Here is a 16,407-nt window from a genome sequence, read left to right on the forward strand (position 1 = left end):
CGAAGTTCGTGCACGAGTACCAGCAGCAGCCGCCGTCCAGTGGCGAGCCCCAGCGCGCGCCCAAGCGGTCCCGGCGCGCGATATGGATCGGCGCGGGCGTCGCCTGCGCGCTGGTCCTCGGCGGCGGGGGCTTCGCCGCCTGGAAGTACGAGTGGTTCTCCGGCAACGGCGAGGCCGTCAGCTTCGGCAAGAACAACCAGGGCGCCGCGGGCGGCGGGGCCAAGGCCAAGTCCCCCGACGCCGCCGCCCCGGCCACGCCGAGCGGCGACCCGGACGTGCTCCTGCCCTCCGGGCCGAAGGCCGCCTTCAAGCAGACCGCCAAGCTCGACGACGGCACGGTCATCGCCAAGACCCGGCTGGTCGGGGCCAAATCGGGCTTCGAGGGCGACGTCTGGGTCTGGGCCCCCAAGGAGTACGACGACCCGAAGTACGCCAAGAGCGCCTTCCCGGTCCTCATCGCGCTCCCCGGCGGCAACGGCTACCCGGCCAACTACTGGTCCGACCGCAGCCTCGGCCTCCAGAAGGCCGTCAGCGAGGGCGTCAAGGCCGGCACCAGCCTGCCCTTCATCCTCGTCATGCCCGTCCTCAACCCCGACGCCAAGTACTACTACGACGGCTCCGACATACCCGGGCAGCCGAAGATGGGCACCTGGATCTCCGAGGACATACCGGACTTCGCCCGCGCCAACTTCCGCACGTACAAGTCCCGCGACGGCTGGGCCTTCATGGGCAACTCCTCAGGCGCCTTCGTCGGCCTCAAGCACGTCATGCAGCACCCGGACAAGTTCAAGGCCGTGATCGCCAACGGCGGCGAGATCGTTCCCGACTCCCCGCTGTGGAAGGGCCACCAGGCCGACATGGACGCCAACAATCCGGAGAAGCTGGCGCAGAAGCTGATCGACACCAAGGGCCCCGAGGTCCTCGTCGCTTTCCAGTACGGGACCAAGGAGGGCGGCCGCGCCCGCCTCGACAAGTTCCAGCAGCAGTTCGGCAAGGGCCCCGTCAAGGTCAGCATCCACGAGATCGTGGGCGGCGACCACAACGGCTGGGACTACGTCCGGGGCATGAAGGAGAGCGCCCTGGCGGAGGTCAGCAAGGTGCTGAAGGCCCCGAAGCCCGACGCGGGCTGACCCGCCCCTGCCCCCGCCCCGCCCCCGTTCCCGCCCTCCCCGCGTGGCCCTCGCCACGTCGCACCGCTCCCAGGCAACCCTTACGGTCGTTCACACCTCTGTCAGGTGTGTAAGGGGGACCTATCGGTCCGACTCGCGCCCAACCAGGGCGCCGCAGAAGGAACGGGAACAATCCGTGCAGCATGACCAGCAAGGCGACGACAGCCCCACGACCGGGGGTCGTCGTCGCCCGAAGCGCCGGCGTCCGTTTTTGATCGGCGGACTCGCCCTCCTCCTCGTCGCCGGGGGCGGCGGGGCGGCGTACATGACCGGCCTCTTCTCGGACATAGGGGATCCGGTGTCCTTCGGGAAGATCCAGGAGTCGGCGGCCGCCGAGGACATCCGGCCCGAGGTGCTGATGCCCACCGGTCCGAAGGCCGGCTTCAGCCGCACCAGCAGGCTGCCGGACGGCACCCAGATCGCCGTGACCACCCTGACCGGGGCGAAGTCGGGGTTCACCGGCGACGTGTGGGTGTGGGTGCCCAAGGAGTACGACGACCCGCGGTACGCCAAGAGCGGCTTCCCGGTGCTGATCGCCCTGCCCGGCGGCCGCGGCTACCCCAAGAACTACTGGGGCACCGGGCCCGGCCTCGGCCTCCAGCAGGCCGTGATCGACGGGGCGCGGGAAGGCACCAGCCACCCCTTCATCCTGGTCATGCCGGTGATCAACGCCGACACCAAGAACCACTTCGACGGCTCGGACATCCCCGGCCAGCCGAAGATGGGCACCTGGATGGCCGATGACGTCCCGGATTTCGCGAAGGCCAATTTCCGTACCTTCACCTCCCGCGACGGCTGGGCCTTCATGGGGTCCTCCTCGGGCGGCTTCGGGGCCTTCAAGCACGTCCTGAAGTACCCGGAACGCTTCAAGGCGGTCATCGCCAGCGGCGTCGACTTCGTCCCCGATTCCCCGCTGTGGAAGGGGAACCGGCAGGCCATGGACGCGAACAACCCGGAGAAGCTCGCCGAGAAGCTGATCAAGGCGGGCGGTCCGGACGTCTACATCAACTTCCAGATCGGTACGAAGGAGAGCGGCCGGGACATGGCCGAGAAGTTCATGAAGCAGTACGGCAAGGGCCCCGTGCACACCCGGCTCCAGGTGATCCAGGATGGTGAGCACAACGGAAAGTCGTACGTACGCGGCATGAGGGAGGGTTCGCTGGCGTGGATCAGCAAGGTGTTGCGAGCGCCGACGCCCGAACCCGCCGTGCGCTGAGCCCGGTGGTGAGGAGCGTGTCGGCCGCGGCGGTGGCGGGGATCGCGGCGGTGGCCGCCGTCGTCCTCCTCAAGGCGTCCGAGGACCGGTCGGTGCACCCGTTCCCCACCGTGGGCGTGCTCATGGCGGGCGGGGAGCACTGGTGCACGGCGAGCGTCGTCGACAGCCCGCGGGGCAACGTCGTCGCCACCGCCGCGCACTGCGTGGCCCCCGCGGGCGAGGACGGGCAGCCGGGCGAGGTCGCCCACGACGGCCTCGCCATCGGCGAGCTCGCCTTCGCCCCCGCCTTCTCCGGCGAGGGCGAGGGCACCCAGCCCCTGGGCGTGTGGAAGGTCAGCTCGATCCACGTGGACGAACGCTGGACGAAGTGGGGCGACGACACCGCCGACTTCGCCTTCCTCACCATCGAGCCGGACGAGGAGGGACGCAGCCTCCAACAGCGCGTCGGCGGCGGCGAGGCCCCCCGGCCCGACTGGACCTCCGGGTACGAGCGCGAGGTGACCGTGATCGGCTACCCGGAGTCCGAGCACAACCCGCAGAACAAGCCCGTCTCCTGCACCACCCAGACCCGCCACGACGACGACGACCCCGACATGCTGTACATCAGCTGCTCGGGATTCTGGACGGGCACCAGCGGCAGCCCCTGGATCGCCGACCGCGGCGGCACGGGCCGACCCGGCCGGCTGATCGGGGTGCTGAGCGGCGGCGAGACGGACGTCGACTCCACGGCGGCCCTGTACGACGAGCGCGCCAAGGCCCTCTACGAACGGGCGGCCGGCGGCTGATCCCCGCCGCCCCCCGCCCCCCGGGTCGCCCGCCGTCCCGTCCGCTCCGTACTGACGATCACACCGACCCCCGCCACCACGATCCCGCCGCCGAGCAGGATCGGCCAGGTCAGCGCCTCGTCCAGGATCAGCGCGCCGAGCGCGACGGCGACGACCGGATTGACGTACGCGTACGTGGACACCAGCGACAGCGGCGCCGCCCGGAGCAGCCACGCGTACGCGGTGAAACCGACCACCGACCCGATCAGCACGAGGTAGGCCTGGGCCACCCAGGAGGCGGTGGAGAACGCGCCGAGGTCCAGGCCGTGCTGCTCGCCGCGCAGCAGGCCGACGACGATCCCGCCGGTCCCGCCCGCGAGCATCTGGTAGGCGCTGCCGGTGAACGGATTGCCCGGCAGCGGCAGCTTCGACGCCGAGAACGACCCCAGCGACCACAGCACCGCCGCGACCACCACCATCAACACCCCCGACAGCCGAACCTGCCCGCTGAGCCCCGGGCCGGTCAGTACCGCCAGCCCGGCGAGCCCGACCAGCACGCCGACCAGGGTCCGCGCCGGCGGCCGGTCCCCGGTGGCCGCCCGCAGCACGACCACCCACATCGGCACGCTCGCCACCAGCAGCGCGGCCAACCCGGACGGCACGTGCGTCTCGGCGAGCACGACCAGCCCGTTGCCGCCCAGGATCAGCAGCAGCCCGACCAGGACCGCCGAGCGCAACTGCGCGCCCGTGGCCCTGAGCGCGGCCGGCCCGGACCGCCAGGCGACGATCCCGGCCAGCAGCAGACCGGCGGTGATGAAACGGGCCCCGGCCGACAGGAACGGCGGCATGGTCTCGACGACGATCCGGATGCCGAGGTAGGTCGAGCCCCATACGACGTACACCAGGGCGAGGGCGGTCCAGACCGCGCCGGTGATCCTGCGGTGCGGGGGAGCGGTCGGGCCGCTCCCGGTCGTGGTCGTCATCGAGGTGCGCATGCCCGGGATCCTAAGGTCGTTGGCCCATGCAGGCTTCTCGATATCTCAGCCCTTGAGCAGGCCGTTCAGCTCGCCGTACGACAGCGAGTCGGCGAGCGAGCCGTACGTGCCGCCGGCCAGCAGCTCCTCGGTGGCGCGGCGGGCCACGGCGTACGCGGCCTCCGCGACCCAGGACCCGAGGCTGACCCGGGCCACCCCGAGGGCACCCAGCTCGGCGACGGACGGCGCGGCGGGACCGACGAGGACGTTGAGCGGGGCGTCGATGCCCTTGGCGAGCTCGGCGAGGGTGGCCGGGTCGACCACGCCGGGCACGAAGATCCCCGAGGCGCCGGCTTCGAGGTAGGCGGCGGCGCGGGCCAGGGTCTCGTCGAGCCGGGTCTCCGGGGCGCCGAGGCCGCGGAGGTAGGTGTCGATCCGGGCGTTGATGAAGAGGGGGACCCCGGCGGCCCGCGCGGCGGCGCGGGCCGCGGTCAGCCGCTCCGCGTGGTCGGCGGGGGCGCGGTCGCCGTCCTCGATGTTCACGCCGACGGCCCCGGCGGCCAGCACCCCGGTGACGGTCTCCCCGACCCCGGCGGCGTCGGCGCCGAAGCCGCCCTCGATGTCCGCGGTGACGGGCACGGACACGGCGGCGACCACGCGGGCGATCAGGTCGAGGGCCCGCTCGCGGGCGAGGGCGTCCCCGTCGGGCGACCCGAGGGACCAGGCCACGCCGGCGCTGGTGGTGGCGACCGCGCGGGATCCGGCGGCCTCGACGACGCGGGCACTGGCGACGTCCCAGGCGTTGGCGAGGGCGAGCGGGGCGGCGGGGGTGTGCAGCGCGGCGAAGGCGGCGGCGCGGGAGGCGAGGTCACGGGTGTCGGTCATGGGCGCAGTCCATCAGAGCGCCACCGCGGAGGCCGGCGAAATTCCGACACCATGTCACGTCGCGGCACGTCACGGCACGTCACGGCACGTTACGCCGGGGGAGGCCGGAGCCCCGGCCGGTTACGCCGCCAGGCCCGTCTTCGCGCCCGCGCCGCACAGGGGGATCACTGCGGTGCGGCCCTGCAAGGGGTCGCCGGGGGCGCCCGGGCGGACCGCCGCCCAGCAGGCCGCCGCCGTCGGCTCGACGAAGAGGCCGCGGCCGGCCAGGTCCCGCTGGGCCGCGCGCAGCCGGTCGTCGGGGACGGTCAGGAAGGTGCCGCCGGACTTCCGTACGGCCGCCAGGATCTGCCGGGCCCGGGGCGGCGCCGGAATCGCGATCCCCTCCGCCAGGGTCGGCAGTTGGGGCACCGGCTCGGCGTCCTCCGACCCGGCGGCGAACGCCGTGGCCAGTGGGGCGACCGCCGCCGCCTGCACGGCGATCAGCGCGGGGGGCCGTACCCCGCGCCGGGCCAGCTCCTCCACCGCCAGCGCGGCGCCGAGCAGCAGGGTCCCGTTCCCGACCGGGACCACCAGGACCTCGGGCAGCCGGCCCGCCATGGCCTCCCAGATCTCGTACGCGTACGTCTTCGTGCCCTGGAGGAAGTAGGGGTTGAAGACGTGGCTCGCGTAGAAGACGCCGGGGGCGTCGGCGGCGGCCCGGGCGGCTCGCGCGGTGGCCTCGCGGCCGCCCGGCACGATCCGTACGGTCGCCCCGTGGGCCCGCATCTGCTCGGTCTTCTTATCCGAGGTGCCCTCCGGCACGAAAACTTCACAACTGAGCCCGGCACGCGCGCAGTACGCCGCGACGGAGGTCCCGGCGTTGCCGCTGCTGTCCGCGACGACCCGCTCGGGCGCCAGCCGGCGGGCCAGTTCCGCGAGCATGACGGCGCCGCGGTCCTTGAAGGACAGGGTCGGCATCAGGAAGTCGAGTTTGGCGTGAATCCGTTCCGCCAACGGGACCAGCGGCGTGTGCCCTTCGGACAGGGAGACCGAGAACGCCCCCGGCAGCGGCAGCACGGCCGCGTAGCGCCACAGGGAATGGGGGCCGGCGGCCGGCTCCAGGGCGATGGCCGGATCAGGTGCGAAGTCGAGGTCCCAGGGGCCACCGCAGACCGGACAGCACCAGGGGGCGGTCCGCACGTCCGCGCGGGTACCGTCCTCGGGGCAGAGGTAACCAGGGAGTGCGTGCGTCATGTGCGGAACGCCTTTGCTCAATCATGGCCGTTGTATGGCACGGATGTTACGCGTCCGTTGTCCTCTTGTGGGATGCCGCACAGGTGGGTCAACCTTTCGGGAGCGACGGCCTGTTGGGCACCGTTCATTGTCATGGACATGCCTTTCAGGGTCTTCGTGTGCCGTCGCACACCCCCCGCAGCGCACCACCTATGAGGAGGACCCCTCACATGTCCGTGATGCGTCAAACCCGCCGGAAGCTCGCCGGCATCAGCGCGACCGCCGTCGTGGCCCTCGCGCTCGGCGCGGCCGCCGCCCTCCCCGCCTCGGCGGCCGACAACGGCGCACTGGGCGTCATCGAGAACGCAGGTGTCGAGGGAGCGATCTCCGGCAGCTACATCGTGACCCTGAACGACGCCGCCGCCCGCTCCACCGCCGAGAGCGGCAAGGCCGTCGCCAAGCGGTACGGCGCGAAGATCGACCGGACCTACAGCTCCGCCCTCAACGGCTATTCCGTCGAGGTCTCCGAGGCGCAGGCCAGAAAGCTCGCCGCCGACCCCGCCGTCAAGTCGGTCGTGCAGAACCGCGTCTTCACCGTCGACGCCACCCAGCCCAACCCGCCGTCCTGGGGCCTGGACCGCATCGACCAGCGCGCGCTCCCGCTGGACAACAGCTACACGTACCCCGACAAGGCCGGCGAGGGCGTCACCGCCTACATCATCGACACCGGGGTCCGGATCACCCACCAGGACTTCGGCGGTCGGGCCTCCTACGGTTACGACGCGATCGACAACGACAACACCGCCCAGGACGGCCACGGCCACGGCACCCACGTCGCGGGCACCGTCGGCGGCACGGCGCACGGCGTGGCCAAGAAGGCCAAGATCGTCGGCGTCCGCGTGCTCAACAACCAGGGCTCGGGCACCACGGCCCAGGTCGTCGCCGGCATCGACTGGGTGACGCGCAACGCCGTCAAGCCGGCCGTCGCCAACATGTCGCTCGGCGGCGGCGCGGACTCCGCGCTCGACACGGCCGTCCGCAACTCCATAGCCGCCGGCATCACGTACGCGGTCGCGGCGGGCAACGAGTCGACCGACGCGAGCACGAAGTCCCCGGCGCGCGTCGGCGAGGCCATCACCGTCGGCTCCACCACCAACACCGACGCCAAGTCCAGCTTCTCCAACTACGGCAGCATCCTGGACATCTTCGCGCCGGGCTCCAACATCACCTCGACGTGGGGCACCGGGGACACCGCGACGAACACCATCTCGGGCACGTCGATGGCCTCCCCGCACGTCGCGGGCGCGGCCGCGATCTACCTCTCGCAGAACCCGGCCAGCACCCCGGCGCAGGTCTCCGCTGGCCTGGTCGCCGCGGCCACCCCGAACGTGGTCACCGGTCCCGGCACCGGCTCCCCGAACCGGCTGCTGAACGTGGGCGCGGGCACCACCCCGCCGAACCCGGGCACCCGCTTCGAGAACCTCAACGACTACGCGATCAACGACAACTCCACCGTCGAGTCGCCGATCACGGTCAGCGGGATCACCGGCAACGCCCCGGCCACGCTGAGCGTGCCGGTCGACATCAAGCACACCTACGTCGGTGACCTCAAGGTCGACCTCGTCGCCCCCGACGGCACCGTCTACAACCTGCGCAACCGCACCGGCGGCAGCGCGGACAACATCATCCAGACCTTCACCGTGAACGCCTCCTCCGAGGTCGCCAACGGGGTCTGGAAGCTGCGGGTCGCCGACCTGGCGGGCGCCGACGTCGGCAAGATCGACTCGTGGGCGCTGCAGTTCTGACGACCTCCCGGGCGACCGGGTGGCAAGGGGCGCGATAACAGGCTGGATCGCGCGATGAACGCGGGGGCGACCGGATGGCCGGTCGTCCCCGCTGCGTACTATTTCGCGCATTCGTTCGCGCCCCCCGTGATGGAGCACCTCACCCCGTGAGCACCCCGCCCCGACCGCAGGCCCCCGGTCCCGGCCACCAGTGGCCCCCGCCGTCCCCGCTGCCGGTGTGGGGGCCGCCGGCCCACGCGTACCCGCCCGCGCTCAACGGGTTCGCCCTGGCCTCGCTGCTGGTCGGGCTGCTGTGCTTCCCGCCGCTCGGGATCGTCTTCGGGGTCGTGGCGCTGGTGCAGATCGCGCGCAAGCGGGAGCGGGGCAGGGTCCTGGCCGTCGTGGGCCTGGTGGTCTCGCTGGTGATGACCGTCGTCGCGGCGGTGGGCATCGACGCCTACGGGAGGACCTTCCTCGACCGGATGGGCCCGTCCCGGACGTACGAGGAGGCCGAGGGCGAGCCGGCAGTCATGGAGGAGCTGCGGGCGGGCGAGTGCTTCAACGTCCCCGGCGGCGACCTCCTCGACGAGGACCCGCTCGCCCACCGCATCGGCTGCGGGCGGGTGCACGACGCCGAGGTGACCTCCACGACCCTGCTCGACATCGCGTCCTTCCCCGGCACGCAGGAGCTCCAGCAGACGGTCACCGACATGTGCTGGAAGGCGCAGGACGCGTACGCGATGGACACGTGGGCGCTGCCCGCCTACGCGGAGATGTTCTACTTCGCGCCCTCCCACGAATCCTGGCGCGCGGGCGACCGGCGCCTGATCTGCGTGATCGGCACCGCGGAGCAGGAGCACCGGGGCAGCCTGCGCGAGGACGAGGGGATGCTGACGCCGGAGCAGGTGACCCTGCTGCGCTCGCTGAACACGGCGGACCAGGCGCTGGGGCGCGGCCCCGACGCGGAGGTCGCCGACGCGCTGCCGCGGTACCGGACGTGGGCGCGGGAGGTCGAGGAGGCGCTGGGCGCGGAGGTCCGGATGCTCCAGGACGTGACGCGGAGGCCGGGGACGGGCCCGGCGGCGGCCGCGCAGTTGGGGGAGATCGAGGCGGCGCGCGGGGCGTGGCAGAAGGCGTCGGGGGCGTCGCGGCCGGCGGATTTCCAGGCCGCGTGGGACCAGGCGCTGGCGGCGGTCTCGGTGGACACGGAGAAGGCGCTGCGCGGCGCCTACGGTTTGTCGACCGTGGTTCCGGAGTGGCTCGAGGACTACCCGGGCGACGCGGGCGAGGATGCGGGGGGCGCGCCCTCGGCGGAGTCGGTCTGAGGAATCGGTTCGAGGCCTTGTGGGTAACGCGCGGTAACGGGTTTGAGTGACCTGGCTTCATCACTTCGGGTGAAACTCTGGCCCGTGCTTGCGCAGTACAACCGTCGGTTGCCAGGGTGTAGCTGTCTGTCAACCTGATGGGAGTGGCCAGTGACTTTCGGTGAGCAGCCGGCCTATCTTCGTGTCGCCGGTGATCTGCGACGGAAGATCGTCGATGGGTCCCTGCCCCCGCACGCCCGGCTACCTTCACAGGCCCGGATCCGAGAGGAGTACGGGGTCTCCGACACCGTCGCCCTGGAGGCCCGCAAGGTCCTCATGGCCGAGGGGCTGGTCGAGGGCCGTTCCGGCTCCGGGACCTACGTGCGGGAGCAGCCCGTACCGCGCCGGGTCGCGCGCTCCGGCTACCGCACGGGCGGCGCGTCGACGCCGTTCCGGCAGGAGCAGGCGGAGACGGGCGCGCGCGGCACGTGGGAGTCGAACAGCGAGCAGGCGCAGGCGCCGGCCGAGATCGCGAAGCGGCTCGGCATCGAACCGGGTGACCGGGTCATGCGCACGCGGTACGTGTTCCGCGACGCGGGGGAGGCGATGATGCTCTCCACCTCCTGGGAGCCGCTCGCCGTGACCGGCCGGACCCCGGTGATGCTGCCGGAGGAGGGGCCGCTGGGCGGATCCGGGGTGGTGGACCGGATGGCCGCGATCGACGTCGTCGTCGACAACGTGGTGGAGGAGGTCGGCGCCAGGCCGGGGCTGGCCGAGGAGATCATGTCGCTCGGCGGCGTCCCGGGACACGTGGTCCTCGTCGTCAGCCGTACCTACTTCGCCTCCGGTCGGGCGGTGGAGACGGCCGACGTCGTCGTCCCGGCGGACCGCTACCGCCTCGCCTACCACCTGCCGGTGAGGTAGCCGCGCGGTGGCCGGGCCCGGGCGGTGCTCCGGGGCCGGCGGGGTGCGTACCGGTGAGCGGACGGCGGGTGCGGTGGTGTTTACCGGGCGGTGACGCCGGGCGGGTGGGCGTTACCCCGGGGCAACGCGCGGGAGTGACGGGCCGTCACGTGCCGCACCTAGCGTCGGACGGCATGACCGACACCGCCACCGCCCCCGACTCCGCGCCGCCGGCCCGCAGCTACGCCAAGCTCGCGGCCGACGAGAGCCGCGAGGACTATTCGCTGAGGTACGCGCCGCACGCGTTCCGCCGGTGGGGACCCGGCACCGTCGCCGGCACCGCGCTCGGCGGGATCGCCTACCTCGCCGACTTCGCGATCGGCGCGTCCATCGTCTTCGCCTACGGATTCACCAGCGGCGCCGCCGCGATCCTGGCCGCCGCGGCCGTCATCTTCCTGACCGGCATCCCGATCGCGCGCGCCTGCGCGACGTACGGGCTGGACATGGACCTGGTGACGCGCGGCGCCGGCTTCGGGTACTTCGGGTCGACCCTGACCTCGCTCATCTACGCCTCGTTCACCTTCATCTTCTTCGCCCTCGAAGGCTCGATCATGGCGCAGGCCATGCACCAGGCCTTCGGCCTGCCCGTGGAGATCGGCTACCTGGTCACCACCCTGATCGTGATCCCCGTCGTCTTCCGCGGCATGGGCGCCCTCGCCAAGGTGCAGGCCTGGACGCAGCCCGTGTGGCTGGTCGGGCTCGCGCTGCCCTTCCTCGTGCTCGCCTTCGAGGCGCCCGAGTCCTGGGGGGCCTTCACCCACTTCGGAGGCACGGAGGGCGCCGGCGCGGGCTTCTCCTGGATCGGCTTCGGCTTCGGGACCGGAATCGCCCTCTCGCTCATCGCGCAGATCGGCGAGCAGGCCGACTACCTGCGCTTCATGCCCGCCAAGACCGCCGAGAACGGCCGCCGGTGGAACCTCGCCGTGCTCGCGGCCGGACCCGGCTGGGTGGTCATCGGCGCCGCCAAGCAGCTCGGCGGCGCCTTCCTGGCCTTCGTCGCGCTGGAGGCGGTCGGCAGGACGCACGCCCTGGAGCCGATCGCCCCGCAGATCGAGGCGCTGCGCCCGTGGCTCGGTGGCCTCGCCCTGCCCGCCGCCGCACTGTTCGTGATCGTGTCCCAGATCAAGATCAACGTCACCAACGCCTACAGCGGCTCGCTCTCCTGGTCCAACTTCTTCTCCCGCGTCACCCACCGCCACCCCGGCCGGGTCTGGTACATCTTCCTCAACCTCGGCATCGCGCTGACGCTGATGGAACTCAACATGTTCGCCATGCTCGGCAAGCTGTTGGGGTTCTACTCCAACGTCGGCATCGCCTGGATCGTCGCCGTCGCAGCCGACCTCGTGATCAACAAGCGGCTCGGGCTGAGCCCGCCGTACATCGAGTTCAAGCGGGCATATCTGTACGCCGTCAACCCGGCGGGTTTCGGCGCGATGGTGATCGCCTCCACCGTGTCGATCCTCGCCTTCTTCGGACTCTTCGGGACCCACGCCGAGGCCTTCTCCACCTTCATCGCCGCCGGACTCTCCCTCGTCCTGTGCCCGTTGATCGCGTGGGCGACCCGCGGGAAGTACTACCTGGCCAGGCCGAACGTGGTGAACGGTCCCGGAGTGGAGGTCGCGGACATCACCGCCACGCACACCTGCTCCGTCTGCGAAACGGCGTACGAGCTCCCGGACATCGCCGACTGCCCGGCCCAGGCCGGGCCGATCTGCTCGCTGTGCTGCTCCCTCGACGCCACCTGCGGCGACGTCTGCCGCAAGGGGTCCGCGGCCGGGGCGGTGGTCCTGCCGATGCCTTCCGTGCGCCGGGTCTGAACCGGCTTGCACGGCCCTTTCGTACGCCTGGCCGGATGCGTACGCCCCCGAGGTACCTCTTCGTGAAAAACCGTATCCGCACAGTAAAGGTCGGGCGTAAGCTCGGGCATATGCGCAATGCGGTTTCCTGGGCAGGTACATCGGCGGAGGGTGAAGCGCGATGAACGACAGCGGTGCCCTGCTCCCGTGGCTGGTCATACGTCAGGACGACAACGGCAACCGCTACCGGGTGGGCCGGTACCCCACCCGGGCCGAGGCCCAGAAGGTCGTCGACAGCCTCGACGACCGGGGACACAAGCAGCTCTACTGGGTCGAGCGGATCGGGCAGGGCACGCAGACCGCCACGACGAACTGAGTCCCGGCGGTCGGGCCGACGGTCGACCGGGCGCGGGCCCGCCGCCGCGGTCCCGGCGAGCCGGACGCCGACGGCACTGGCATAGGCTCCGTCCATGACTGAACGCGTGGTCGTGGGCGGAGCCCTTTGCCGTGACGGGCGCCTCCTGGCCGCCCGGCGCAGCGCCCCGCCCGAGCTGGCCGGCCGCTGGGAACTCCCCGGCGGCAAGGCCGAGCCCGGCGAATCCGTACCCGAGGCCCTGGTGCGCGAACTGCGCGAGGAGCTCGGGGTCGAGACCGAGGCGCTGGAACGGATCCCGGGGGAGTGGCCGCTCAAGCCGGGGCTCGTACTGCACGTGTGGACGGCCCGGCTGGTGTCGGGGGAGCCCGCCCCGTTGGAGGACCACGACGAGCTGCGCTGGCTGGAGCCGGCGGAGCTGGACTCCGTGGACTGGCTCGATCAGGACCGGCCCGCGGTCGCCGAGGCCGGGCGCCGGTTGCGCGCCGCCGCGCTCCCGGAGCCGCACGACGGGGCGCACCGGGGCGCGTGACGCTCACGCGGTAGGCCGTCTGCGCCACCGTGCGCCGGTGCGTGGGGGATCGAGTGGTACGACGCCCCGAATATCGGGTATGTCGCTATTAATCCCTATCTCGTCCCCCTTTCGTCCCCGACGAACCGGACTGGGGTCACTGCTGGCCCGGGAAGTGATCGGCGTGATCGACGCAGACGGTGAACGTGCCGAATGGGCCTTCCCCGCCGAACCCGGTGCCGTCCGCACCGCCCGCCACGCAGTCCGCGGCACGCTGCGCTCCTGGGGCCTGGACTCCGTCGGAGACGTGACCGTCCTGCTGGTCAGTGAGCTGGTGACGAACTCCCTGCGCTACGCCTCCGGCCCCATCGGGGTCCGTCTGGTACGGCGCAAACCGGCCGCCGGGGATACGGTGGGCGGCGACGCGCTGCTCGTGGAAGTTTCCGATCCGCTTCCGGATCCGCCCCGCGCGAAGGTCGCCCAGCCGGACGACGAAGGGGGCCGGGGACTCCACCTCGTGGCCGTCTCGGCGCAACGTTGGGGAACCCGCCACGGGAAATCGGGCAAGACTGTGTGGTTCGAGTTGGCTCTTCCTGGTGAGTAACAAGGTGAAGGGTGGCCAACGATCACCGGACGTGGCTCGAAAACAACGGGACCTTTTTGTGATCGTGAACGCCGTGCCGTCCGGGGCCGTGGTGCTGAATACTTCGGTCATGGCCGGTCCGGTTGCGGTGAGCTGGAGGGGACGGTCGCGTGAGCGAGATACCTGCGCAGGCACATCAGGGCCGAGTGCCCAGGGAGACATGGCACGACTCCTTGTGGCACAGCAGTCCGCCTGGCTCGATATATGACTACATAAAGGTCGCTTCCTTCTCGATCGGTCCCGACGGGCTCGTCGACCAATGGAGCCTGCGCGCCGAGGAGCTGTTCGGGCTCACCGCCGCCCAGGCGGTCGGGCGCGATCCGGTCGAGGCCTTCATGCCCCCGGAGCTGCGGGCCGGCGGGCACCGCAAGGTCGCGGAGATCCTCGACGGCAAGGAGTGGACGGGCCTGATCCCCTTCCGGATCCCCGACGGGGACGGGGCGCACGGGGTGGCCGAGATCTATGTGATGCCGACGCTCACCGAGACCGCCGAGCGGGCGGCGCTGTGCGTCGTGGTCGACGTCCGCGCGCTGCGGCGGATTGAATCCGATCTCGCGGCCTCACAGGCGATATTCGGCCAATCTCCTTTCGGGTTCCTGCTCTTCGGCACGGACCTCACAGTGCAGCGCGCCAACCGCCGCTTCGCGACCGTCTTCGGCGGAGCCGTGGAGGAGCACCGCGGCCGGACCGTCCACGACTACCTGCCCGCCCACGAGGCCGACCGGATGGCCGAAGCCCTGCGCCGGGTCCTGGAGACCGGCGAATCCGTCACCGACCTGCGGATCACCGGCGCGGCCCCGGGCAGCCGCGAGAAGCGCCACTGGTCCATCAACCTCTACCGGGTCCACGGCGGCACCGGCCTGCCGATCGGCATCGCCGGCCTCGGCACCGACGTCACCCGCCGTCACCTCGCGGCCCGCGAGGCCGCCGGGGTGCGCCGCAACCTGGCCCTCCTCAACGAGGCCGGGCACCGGATCGGGAACTCCCTCGACCTGGAGACCACCGCCCGGGAACTCCTCGACGTCACCGTCCCCGGCTTCTGCGACCTGGCCGCCGTCGACCTCTACCAGGGGTTGCTGCTCGGCGACGACGACCGCCCCGCCCGCCCGCAGGGGCCCGGGGTGCCCTCGTTGCCCGGGCAGGGCGCCGGGCGCGCCCCGTCCGCGCCGCTGCGGCGGGTCGCCTTCGCCTCCGCCGTGTCGGACGCCCCGCTGTCGGGGCCCGGCGCACTGGTCTCCGTAGGGGAGATCCACCGCTATCCGGCCGCCTCGCCCGGGGCGCTCGCCCTGCGCACGGCACGGCCCCGGCTCGCACCCGCCGGGGGATCGGACGACCTCGTGCAGTCCACGCTGCTCGTGCCGATGGTGGCCCACGACACGGTGGTCGGCCTGGCCCAGTTCTCCCGTACGAAGGGCAGCGAGCCCTTCGGCGAGCGGGACCGGGCCGTCGCCGTCGAACTGGCCGCGCGGGCGGCCGTCTGCATCGACAACGCCCGCCTCTACCGGCGGGAACACGAAAGGGCCCTGATACTGCAACGCAGCCTGCTGCCCCCCGGCGACCCGGAGGCCGCCGGACTCGACATCGCCTGTCGGTACCTGCCGGGGAACGCGGCGACCGAGGTCGGCGGGGACTGGTTCGACGTCATCGAACTGCCCGGACACCGCACGGCGCTCGTCGTCGGCGACGTGATGGGCCGCGGCCTGCGGGCCGCCGTCGCCATGGGAGAACTGCGCACCGCCGTGCGCACCCTGGCCCTGCTGGACCTCGAACCGGCGGAGGTGCTCACCGCGCTCGACGAGGTCGCGCGCGGTCTCGGCGCCCCCGGCGGCTCCCAGCAGGCCTCCCGCGCAGCCCTGCACTCCCGGGACGCCGACCGGTCCGAGGTGTACCTCGCCACCTGCGTGTACGCCGTCTACGACCCGGTGACCCGGCGCTGCACCATCGCCAACGCGGGCCACATGCCGCCCGTACTGGTCGAGCCCGCCGAGGACGGCGGCGTCCCCCGCCCCGGCCTGCTCCTGGAGATCCCCACCGGGATGCCGCTCGGCGTGGGCGGCGAGCCCTTCGAGGAGGTCGAGGTGGAACTGCCGGAGGGCGCCCTGTTGGCCCTCTACACCGACGGACTCGTCGAATCCCGGGACCACCCGCTGGAGGAGGGGCTGCGGGGACTGCGCGAGGCCCTCGCGGACCCGGTGCGCCCGCTGGAGGACGTCTGCGACCACGTGCTGAACACCCTCGACACGCGCCACGGGGAGGACGACATCGCCCTGCTCATGGCCCGCGTCCAGGGACTGCCGCTGGACGCCGTCGGTGACTGGCAGCTCCCGCGCGAGGCCCGCTCGGTCGGCCGCGCCCGTGAACTGGCCCGGGGCAAACTGCCCGCATGGGGTCTGGAGGGCCTGCTCGACACCACGGAACTGCTGGTCAGCGAACTGGTGACGAACGCCCTGCGGTACGGGGAGGGCGAGATCAGGCTCCGGCTGCTGCTGGACCGGACCCTGGTGTGCGAGGTGTGGGACGCGAACCTGGCCCAGCCCCGCCGCCGTCGGGCCCGGGACACCGACGAGGGCGGGCGGGGCCTCCAACTGGTCGGCCTGCTCTCCGCGGGCTGGGGCACCCGCCGCACCCACCGCGGCAAGACCGTCTGGTTCGAACTGCCCCTGCCCATGGCGGGCGGTCCCGGTGAGTCCGTCACCGAACTGACGGCGGAACAACTCCTCGGCATGTACGGATAGCCGGGCGGGGGGGGGGGGGGGGGGGGGGGGGGGGGGGGGGGGGGGGGGGGGGGGGGGGGGGGGGGGGGGGGGGGGGGG

General features: G+C 72.2%; 14 protein-coding genes. 11 read left to right on the top strand and 3 right to left on the bottom strand.

Annotation, left to right across the window (positions count from 1 at the left end; all coding sequences use genetic code 11):
• Positions 1-8: 8 nt before the first annotated feature.
• From NOD94_RS20430 to NOD94_RS20440, 3 genes are all read left to right on the top strand, one after another.
• Positions 9-1,130, top strand: a complete 1,122-nt coding sequence (locus NOD94_RS20430; RefSeq protein WP_281207441.1) for an alpha/beta hydrolase-fold protein — start codon at positions 9-11, stop codon at positions 1,128-1,130.
• Positions 1,131-1,305: 175 nt separating this feature from the next.
• Positions 1,306-2,385 carry an alpha/beta hydrolase-fold protein gene (locus NOD94_RS20435; protein WP_281207442.1) on the top strand — a complete coding sequence of 360 codons (1,080 nt, stop codon included), beginning with the start codon at positions 1,306-1,308 and terminating at the stop codon, positions 2,383-2,385.
• Positions 2,386-2,402: 17 nt separating this feature from the next.
• Positions 2,403-3,170: a trypsin-like peptidase domain-containing protein gene (locus tag NOD94_RS20440; RefSeq protein WP_281207443.1), complete on the top strand. Its 768-nt coding sequence runs from the start codon at positions 2,403-2,405 to the stop codon at positions 3,168-3,170.
• Here NOD94_RS20440 and NOD94_RS20445 read toward each other — a convergent pair.
• The 3 genes from NOD94_RS20445 to NOD94_RS20455 all read right to left on the bottom strand — a co-directional run bounded on the left by NOD94_RS20445 (position 3,146) and on the right by NOD94_RS20455 (position 6,241).
• Positions 3,146-4,144: an EamA family transporter gene (locus NOD94_RS20445; protein WP_281207444.1), complete on the bottom strand. Its 999-nt coding sequence runs from the start codon at positions 4,142-4,144 to the stop codon at positions 3,146-3,148. The genes NOD94_RS20440 and NOD94_RS20445 overlap by 25 nt on opposite strands.
• A 45-nt stretch (positions 4,145-4,189) precedes the next feature.
• Positions 4,190-5,008 carry an isocitrate lyase/phosphoenolpyruvate mutase family protein gene (locus NOD94_RS20450; RefSeq protein WP_281207445.1) on the bottom strand — a complete coding sequence of 273 codons (819 nt, stop codon included), beginning with the start codon at positions 5,006-5,008 and terminating at the stop codon, positions 4,190-4,192.
• Positions 5,009-5,128: 120 nt separating this feature from the next.
• Positions 5,129-6,241: a pyridoxal-phosphate dependent enzyme gene (locus NOD94_RS20455; protein ID WP_281207446.1), complete on the bottom strand. Its 1,113-nt coding sequence runs from the start codon at positions 6,239-6,241 to the stop codon at positions 5,129-5,131.
• Positions 6,242-6,450: 209 nt separating this feature from the next.
• On the opposite strand from NOD94_RS20455, the gene NOD94_RS20460 reads away from it, so the two are divergent.
• The 8 genes from NOD94_RS20460 to NOD94_RS20495 all read left to right on the top strand — a co-directional run bounded on the left by NOD94_RS20460 (position 6,451) and on the right by NOD94_RS20495 (position 16,329).
• The gene (locus NOD94_RS20460; RefSeq protein ID WP_281207447.1) at positions 6,451-8,025 is read left to right on the top strand and encodes a S8 family peptidase; all 1,575 of its coding nucleotides are present in this window, start codon (positions 6,451-6,453) and stop codon (positions 8,023-8,025) included.
• Between the two features lie 146 nt (positions 8,026-8,171).
• Positions 8,172-9,329 (top strand): DUF4190 domain-containing protein, encoded by a 1,158-nt coding sequence (locus tag NOD94_RS20465; RefSeq protein WP_281207448.1) that lies wholly within the window; start codon positions 8,172-8,174, stop codon positions 9,327-9,329.
• A 150-nt stretch (positions 9,330-9,479) separates the two neighbouring features.
• A complete protein-coding gene (locus NOD94_RS20470) occupies positions 9,480-10,232 on the top strand; it encodes a GntR family transcriptional regulator (protein ID WP_281207449.1) in 753 nt (250 codons plus the stop codon).
• Between the two features lie 173 nt (positions 10,233-10,405).
• On the top strand, positions 10,406-12,088 hold the full coding sequence (locus tag NOD94_RS20475) for a hypothetical protein (RefSeq protein ID WP_281207450.1): 1,683 nt from the start codon (positions 10,406-10,408) through the stop codon (positions 12,086-12,088).
• 160 nt (positions 12,089-12,248) lie between these two features.
• Positions 12,249-12,443, top strand: coding sequence for an SPOR domain-containing protein (locus NOD94_RS20480; RefSeq protein WP_281207451.1), 195 nt, complete (start codon positions 12,249-12,251; stop codon positions 12,441-12,443).
• A 94-nt stretch (positions 12,444-12,537) separates the two neighbouring features.
• Positions 12,538-12,972 (top strand): (deoxy)nucleoside triphosphate pyrophosphohydrolase, encoded by a 435-nt coding sequence (locus tag NOD94_RS20485; RefSeq protein ID WP_281207452.1) that lies wholly within the window; start codon positions 12,538-12,540, stop codon positions 12,970-12,972.
• A 154-nt stretch (positions 12,973-13,126) separates the two neighbouring features.
• A complete protein-coding gene (locus tag NOD94_RS20490; protein ID WP_281207453.1) occupies positions 13,127-13,555 on the top strand; it encodes an ATP-binding protein in 429 nt (142 codons plus the stop codon).
• Between the two features lie 185 nt (positions 13,556-13,740).
• Positions 13,741-16,329 carry a SpoIIE family protein phosphatase gene (locus NOD94_RS20495; protein WP_281207456.1) on the top strand — a complete coding sequence of 863 codons (2,589 nt, stop codon included), beginning with the start codon at positions 13,741-13,743 and terminating at the stop codon, positions 16,327-16,329.
• The last annotated feature ends 78 nt before the right edge of the window (positions 16,330-16,407 follow it).

The sequence above is a fragment of the Streptomyces sp. Isolate_45 genome (assembly GCF_024721315.2).
Lineage (GTDB): Bacteria > Actinomycetota > Actinomycetes > Streptomycetales > Streptomycetaceae > Streptomyces.

Bases quoted from the DNA above. Each gene is read 5' to 3' on its own strand.
- NOD94_RS20445 (WP_281207444.1), bottom strand. From the start codon at position 4,144: ATGCGCACCTCGATGACGACCACGACCGGGAGCGGCCCGACCGCTCCC.
- NOD94_RS20450 (WP_281207445.1), bottom strand. From the start codon at position 5,008: ATGACCGACACCCGTGACCTCGCCTCCCGCGCCGCCGCCTTCGCCGCG.
- NOD94_RS20455 (WP_281207446.1), bottom strand. From the start codon at position 6,241: ATGACGCACGCACTCCCTGGTTACCTCTGCCCCGAGGACGGTACCCGC.
- NOD94_RS20460 (WP_281207447.1), top strand. From the start codon at position 6,451: ATGTCCGTGATGCGTCAAACCCGCCGGAAGCTCGCCGGCATCAGCGCG.
- NOD94_RS20475 (WP_281207450.1), top strand. From the start codon at position 10,406: ATGACCGACACCGCCACCGCCCCCGACTCCGCGCCGCCGGCCCGCAGC.
- NOD94_RS20480 (WP_281207451.1), top strand. From the start codon at position 12,249: ATGAACGACAGCGGTGCCCTGCTCCCGTGGCTGGTCATACGTCAGGAC.
- NOD94_RS20485 (WP_281207452.1), top strand. From the start codon at position 12,538: ATGACTGAACGCGTGGTCGTGGGCGGAGCCCTTTGCCGTGACGGGCGC.